Origin of the sequence: Vitreimonas flagellata (genome assembly GCF_004634425.1) — a bacterium.
In the GTDB taxonomy this organism is placed as follows: Bacteria; Pseudomonadota; Alphaproteobacteria; order Caulobacterales; family Aquidulcibacteraceae; genus Vitreimonas; species Vitreimonas flagellata.
In genome coordinates this window covers 447194-453428 of the sequence record NZ_SBJL01000004.1, presented here as the reverse complement: position 1 = coordinate 453428, position 6235 = coordinate 447194, and the positions used below count along the sequence as shown (strand labels likewise).

Genomic DNA, 6235 nt, shown 5'->3' with positions numbered 1-6235 from the left:
ATAGCGGCCTCAGCCTAGGGCGAGCACGCACTACCGGGCGGCGCGAGCCGCCGGGCGATGAACTTCGACGAAAGCCTCCGACACAACAGGAGGGGCCGAAGACCTCTCGGACTTTTTCAACAGCATCCGCCGATAACGGTCACTGGGTGACAAGTGAATGCCCACTACGAACTGCCTAGATGCAACCCATAGGGCGCGGCAATCCGCGCCCTCCGAATTGACCTGATCATCGTTGAGATTCGAGCGCTACTGACAAGGCTCGATCAAAGCGATCGCGGAAGTCGCGCACGGTCTCACGTACCTCCACGTCAGGCGTGACGCCTCCGTCCGGGTCGGGCGAGCGCACATCCATCAGGTTCAACGCCAGCGGCACACGAACGACGATGCCGCTATTGGGCAGAGCCACATTGAAGATTGTCCCGGCGGTCGGACCTTCGGCGCTGCCGCCGCTGCGAGCGCCCACGAGTGTCACACGATCCATGTCGCGAAGTTTGGCGATAGTCATGGTGGCGCCGGACGCATTCGCCGGACCAATCAGCACCGTGACCGATCCCTGGAACGCATAAGGTGCTGGCTGACGCAGCATCAGAACGTCCGGAGCAAGATCGGGACGCAGATCGAAGCGGCCATCGGCCGTAGGCACAAAATTTTCCATTGGCGGATTGAACAGCGCCTCGCGATCGCCCCAGGTGGAGATAAAGCTCGGCAGATCACCGTAGCGCACTGCACGCAGACGAACCGCACGCTGGTAAGTGTATGGCTCGCGCGCCAAGGCATCGAGCAAAGCTAGAGAGGCGTCGTTTGACCCGCCGCCATTTTCGCGCAGATCAACGATTAGACTGCTTGCGCCCACGGCCTGGAGTTCGCGCAGCGCGCGTTCGAACAGCGCGGCCGCATCCGTCGGATTTCGATAATTGACGAAGGTACGCACCGAAAGATAGCCAACGCCATCGTCCAGCATACGCCATTCGGTGGCCTCCGAAAAATTCTCGCGAAAGCCGACGCCGTCATTATCCAAGCGAACCCAGTTGCGAAAGCTGATGGGCGCAAGGCGCACCGTGCGGCGCGGAGCACCCGCTCGGTCTCGAACGGTCAACCTGAACTCAGAGGCAAAGCCGAAAACATAAGGATAGAAGTGATCGAAATCCGCTCCCATCAGATCGCCGTCATCGGCCAGATAGCTGGCGCGAGACCACGTCGTTGCGCCGTCAATTGGTACATAAGCGCCGAGCGTCTCGACTAAATGGCTGACACGGCGTCCATTGATGGAAAGCACCTCCGTCCCCCGCGCCAAGGCGGCCTGATTGGGGTCGGACGACACGACCAGCATACGGCCTTCGACGATGCGAAAACGCAACGGTAAGTGGGTTGGATTGTCGGTGCGCCACGTCTCCATCGCGTCTGTTTGCTCGGCCTTGGTGTGGGTGCAGCGCACCAGCGCCAGTGTAAGCGAGACGCGCCGGTAGAGTTCAGCGTCGGTAATCGGTTCGTCGAGCGAGCGCTCAAGGTCCGAAAACGCCCTGTCCATCGCCTGCCGGGACGTGTACCGGTAAAGACCCGGGTGGATCGTCTCCAAGGCCCGGCGCATGAGGGCAACGTCGGCCCGCGCTGCTTCAGCTGTGAGCATACCCACTGGTGCGGCGGCGACGACAGCGCCTTCCTGCGCATGAACGGGCGGCGCAAGACCGAACGCGCCCCCTATCAACGCCCCCGACGCGAGCGCAACAGACACAAGCAATGACCGCATTTTGCTTTTCTCCTGGCCACCCGATGCGGCGATGAGAAGAGCGATGTCGGAAAGCGTGTCCGGAAGCGCCTCAATAGGCGATAGCCACTCCAATATTTGCAGAGTGAGACGTCTCAACCTACGAAAGCCGCCTCTTTTTACTGTTTGAGACGCGCGGCCTGGCGAAATGCGCTCGGCGTCATCCCGGCAATGTCGGAAAAAACGCGGTTGAAGCTTGCTTTCGACCTGAACCCCACCTCAAAGGCGAGGCTCATCAAATCTCGTGTTTCGGCCTGATCGGCAAGCAGCCGTTTCAGCGCGTCGACCCGGCGGCGGTTGACAAAGTCATGGAATGAAACCCCCAAGCCCTCATTCAACGCCTTCGACACATAGGCTGTGTTGGCGCCCACGGCGCGGGCCATAGAAGCAAGCGACACGTCGGGGTCGCGCCAAAGCTCAAGGCGCTCGATCTCATCGGCCCAGGCCGCGCCCTGCTCGGCCCAATTTCGATCAGCATTCCGCGCTGGCGCATCTGATGTTGCAGCATCCGGCGGCGAAGCATGGGTCATGGACGGATAGACTTGACCGGCGTTTCGCCAACCCTCAACACCGAGATAGATCGCCAGCAGCCCAAACCCTACATACAGCCAAAACTGGTCGAAATAGTCGCGCGCGGGATCGAGCGCGTTGGCGATCGCGAACCCCGCCCAGACCATCGCGACAAGCGCCACCGCGTAGAGCGCATTTCGGATCCAAGTAGGGTCGAAGCGCTCGCCGTCGGCCCGGTTGTTTCGAAGCCATTCCTTGTAGGCCCGATAGCGACGCCAGCTCAGCCAACCATAGGCGCCCAACGAGACAAAGGCCGCAACTGTGAAGAATGGATCGACCAAAGGCTCATGTGCGATCGTGTTCCACCAATTCTTGAACGAGAGCGGCCATGGAAAAATGATCGCCTGCGAGAGAAACTGCGCAGAAAAAGGCGCAAAGTGCCAAAGCCGGTTTTCGCCCAGTCGCCCGCCGGTCAGGGCAAGCGTGTGCCAATAGAACAATGGCCCAAAGATCAGCGTCACATCGAAAGGCGCAAAACTGAGCCAAGGCAATCGATCATAGAGACCGCCATAGCCGATGATGAACGGCGTCATATAGAGCGCCACAGAAAGGATCAGCGCAGCGAGGCAACGGTTTGCCGTCGTATTGTGTGGCGAGAGCGCCAACATGCATGCAAGCACAACGCCTTGGCCGGCGCTCACCAACAATGTGACGTTCAAAACATTGAAATCGAACATTGTCGACAAGCGCCCAGCTTCAGCTTGCGCCATTTCTAGCGTCGCACGCCAAAGGTCAAGAACGCGATCGACGACCGGCCTACTCTCCCGATTGCGGTTAGTCGCTTAGCGCGTGCAGAAACGGCGTGTTCCCGATCAAGGTGCGTGAAGATGAAAACACGTTTTGGTTCGTCGGCGCCAACCAACGTGACATTCTCGATCGAGAAGCCAGTAGGCTCCAACTCCCGATTCACGGACCTGCACTCGATCGGCCCGACGAGACCGGTCGACTCGGTTCGCGAGGGCGGCTCTTGGGTGCATGCCGCCAAAGCAAGCAACGCGCTGGCAAGAAGAACTCTCATTCGTAACCATCCGCATGCTTCGACCGAGAGGGGATAGTGTGAGATACTAGATGCTGCATTAGGCCCTTCCCGCGTTCGTGCCCCACAGCGGACCCCGGCAGATGGTTGATCGCCGATTGAAGCCATTGAGCCATCGCGCACTCAGTCAATACAACCAACGCGACACCCCAGCTATAACCCTGTAGCCTCAATCTCAAATGCGACGCCCCATACTCTTCGCCGCTCTCGGCGCCCTTGCGCTTCTCGCTGCATTAGCGGTCGGCGGGATCTGGCATTTGTTTTACGACAACGGTTCGACCGAGCAGACGTACGCAATCGACCTTGCCGGCATCCGTGCTGAAGCCGGACGTGTGGAGGGCCCGTCGCCCGAGCGCATTGAGGTTGAGATTGTTAGCCACCAAAGTGCGCCTGAGATCGCCATGGTCACTGGCGCAAGTTGGACAGGGGTCGATCTTGTGCGAACAAGCTATCGCCTAGTTTGGGCGAACTCGGATGCCGGAATTATCGATACGACATACGATCGCGCTACCGCGACACAGGCGGACTCATTCGACGACGACGCCTTTTCTCGCATCACGCAAGCCATGCGTTCGGCACGCTTCATCGTCGTCACCCATGAACATTCGGATCATCTTGGTGGTCTCATTTCACTGGCGCGCACGGATCCGTCGATTGCCACGCGCGCGCTCTTGACGCCCGAACAGGTGGCGTCGCCCGAGGATGCAACGCCGCCTTGGTCACCCGATGCGCTTCAGCATTTGAGCCTCGTCCGATACGCGGGCTACCGCGCCATTGCCCCTGGCGTTGTTCTCATCAAAGCGCCTGGGCACACACCCGGTTCATAAATGGTCTATGTCCGTCTCAGCACCGGCCGCGAATACATCTTCATGGGCGACACCGCCTCGATGGAAGCTAACGTCACCACGGGTCACATCCGCTCACGTTTGGTCACCAATTGGATCTCACATGACGATCGCGCCGCGGTTCTCGCGCAAGTCGAAACGCTACGGGTTCTGCAGGCCGACAATCCAGGTTTAGTCCTCGTACCCGGTCACGAGGCCATCGCGATCTCGGCCCTCGTTGAGGGCGGAGCCCTTCACCAAGGTTTCGCGCAGCCATAGCCAAAGGCTCGATGCTGGGCGGCGCGCCCTCACGCGGCGCTCCATCCCAAAAGCCGACTCTGGTTGATCCCCGCTTCATAACGGAAATCGCCGAATGCGGCGCGGCGCGGAGCTCGGGCTGACGTCACCGCAACGGGGTCGCGATAGCGCGGCATCGAACCCGTGCCGATCCGCACAATATCAGGCGTTCAAACGCTCCGCATTCGCTTTAGGGTAGCGTTTATGCCAGAATCTCTGCGTTCCATCCCGACCGCCGATCCGGTGACCGTTCAGACGCCAACTGGCGCGCTGCAAGGTTTGCTGCTCGGCGACGTGCGCCGCTTTCTGGGCGTCTCCTACGCGGCCCCACCTGTCGGCGCTTTGCGTTTTGCACCTCCCGCACGGGTAGCGCCATGGGATGGCGTGCGCGATGCGACCACGCGCGGCTTCATCGCGCCACAACCGGTTCCGACGCCGGCAGAAATGGAAAAGGCCCTTCCGGGCCTCGATATTCAGCCCTTGATCGGCGGCGATCAGGCTCAAGGCGACGACTTCCTCGTGCTCAACATCTGGACGCCCGCCAACCCAAGCGGCGCGCCGGTGATGGTGTTCATTCACGGCGGCGCGTTCACTGGCGGCGCCGGCGCGGCGGACGTGTATGACGGCACGGCGTTCGCGCGCGCCGGAATTGTATACGTCTCCATTAATTATCGCCTGGGCGTCGAGGGGTTCCTGCCAATTCCCGGCGCGCCAACAAACCTTGGCCTCCGCGATCAAATCGCCGCGCTCCGCTGGGTGCAGGACAACATCGCCGTCTTCGGCGGCGATCCGCGCAACGTCACGGCATTCGGCGAATCCGCGGGCGCCATGTCGGTCGCCAATTTGGTTGCTTCGCCGCTGACTAAGGGCCTCTTCCAGCGCGCTATCGTACAAAGCGGCCACGGCGACATGGTGCGGCCGATCCCGGTTGCAGAGCGGCTGGTGAACAAGCTCGCGAAGCTGCTGCGCGTGACGCCAACGATTGAGGGCTTCCGTAGCCGGTCCGTCGCCGAGTGCCTGCAAGCGCAGCGCAAGGTTTCACTGCCAACGGCAAACATCGATCTACGCAATCCGGACAAGCGCGAACCCGCTTTCGGCCTGAGCCGCTTTCTGCCCGTCTACGGCGACGACGTTCTGCCCGAACACCCCATCACTGCGCTGCGCAATGGAATCGGCGCCGACATCGAACTAATCGTCGGCACCAATGCAGAGGAAATGAACCTCTACTTCGTGCCGAGCGGGGTGCGCAAAAAGATCGGCAAATTCCTCGCGAACTTTATCACCAAGCGCGCGGAGCCAAGGGCAACGGAGATTCTCAAGGCCTACGGCATCGACGATCGCACCAAGCGACCGGGCGATGCGTTCACCGAAGCGCTCACGGATCTCGTGTTTCGCCTGCCCGCGCGCCGTTTCGCCGCCGCGCACAAGGGCCGCACGCATGTGTACGACTTCTCTTGGCGATCGACGGCGTACAACGGAGCGCTCGGCGCCTGCCACGCGATCGAGCTGCCGTTTGTATTCAACACGCTTTCGACCGTAGACGGCGACAAGGGCCTCGCGGGCGCCAATCCGCCGCAAGAGCTTGCGAATCGCATGAATAAGATCTGGGTCGATTTCGCCAAGAGCGGCGCGTTGCCGTGGCCCCCCTACGAGGCTTCAACGCGCATCGTTTACGACCCCGCAACCGATAAAGCCGCGCCTGAAGCGCCGCTGGTCGCTGAACGCTTCCTACCCTGAGGACGT

The 6235-nt window shown here is 60.9% G+C and carries 5 protein-coding genes; 3 read left to right on the top strand and 2 right to left on the bottom strand.

The features are described from left to right. Window positions 1-226: 226 nt before the first annotated feature. Both EPJ54_RS18000 and EPJ54_RS17995 read right to left on the bottom strand, forming a co-directional pair. Complete coding sequence (locus EPJ54_RS18000; RefSeq protein ID WP_135213131.1) at window positions 227-1747, bottom strand: S41 family peptidase; 1521 nt, start codon at window positions 1745-1747, stop codon at window positions 227-229. 137 nt (window positions 1748-1884) lie between these two features. Beyond that, window positions 1885-3045 carry a helix-turn-helix domain-containing protein gene (locus tag EPJ54_RS17995; RefSeq protein WP_135213130.1) on the bottom strand — a complete coding sequence of 387 codons (1161 nt, stop codon included), beginning with the start codon at window positions 3043-3045 and terminating at the stop codon, window positions 1885-1887. Between the two features lie 583 nt (window positions 3046-3628). On the opposite strand from EPJ54_RS17995, the gene EPJ54_RS17990 reads away from it, so the two are divergent. The 3 genes from EPJ54_RS17990 (at window position 3629) to EPJ54_RS17980 (ending at window position 6229) form a co-directional block, all read left to right on the top strand. Beyond that, complete coding sequence (locus tag EPJ54_RS17990; protein ID WP_167755819.1) at window positions 3629-4198, top strand: MBL fold metallo-hydrolase; 570 nt, start codon at window positions 3629-3631, stop codon at window positions 4196-4198. Beyond that, window positions 4199-4474: a hypothetical protein gene (locus tag EPJ54_RS17985; protein WP_135213128.1), complete on the top strand. Its 276-nt coding sequence runs from the start codon at window positions 4199-4201 to the stop codon at window positions 4472-4474. A gap of 222 nt (window positions 4475-4696) precedes the next feature. Next, window positions 4697-6229, top strand: coding sequence for a carboxylesterase/lipase family protein (locus EPJ54_RS17980; protein ID WP_135213127.1), 1533 nt, complete (start codon window positions 4697-4699; stop codon window positions 6227-6229). Window positions 6230-6235: the final 6 nt, after the last annotated feature.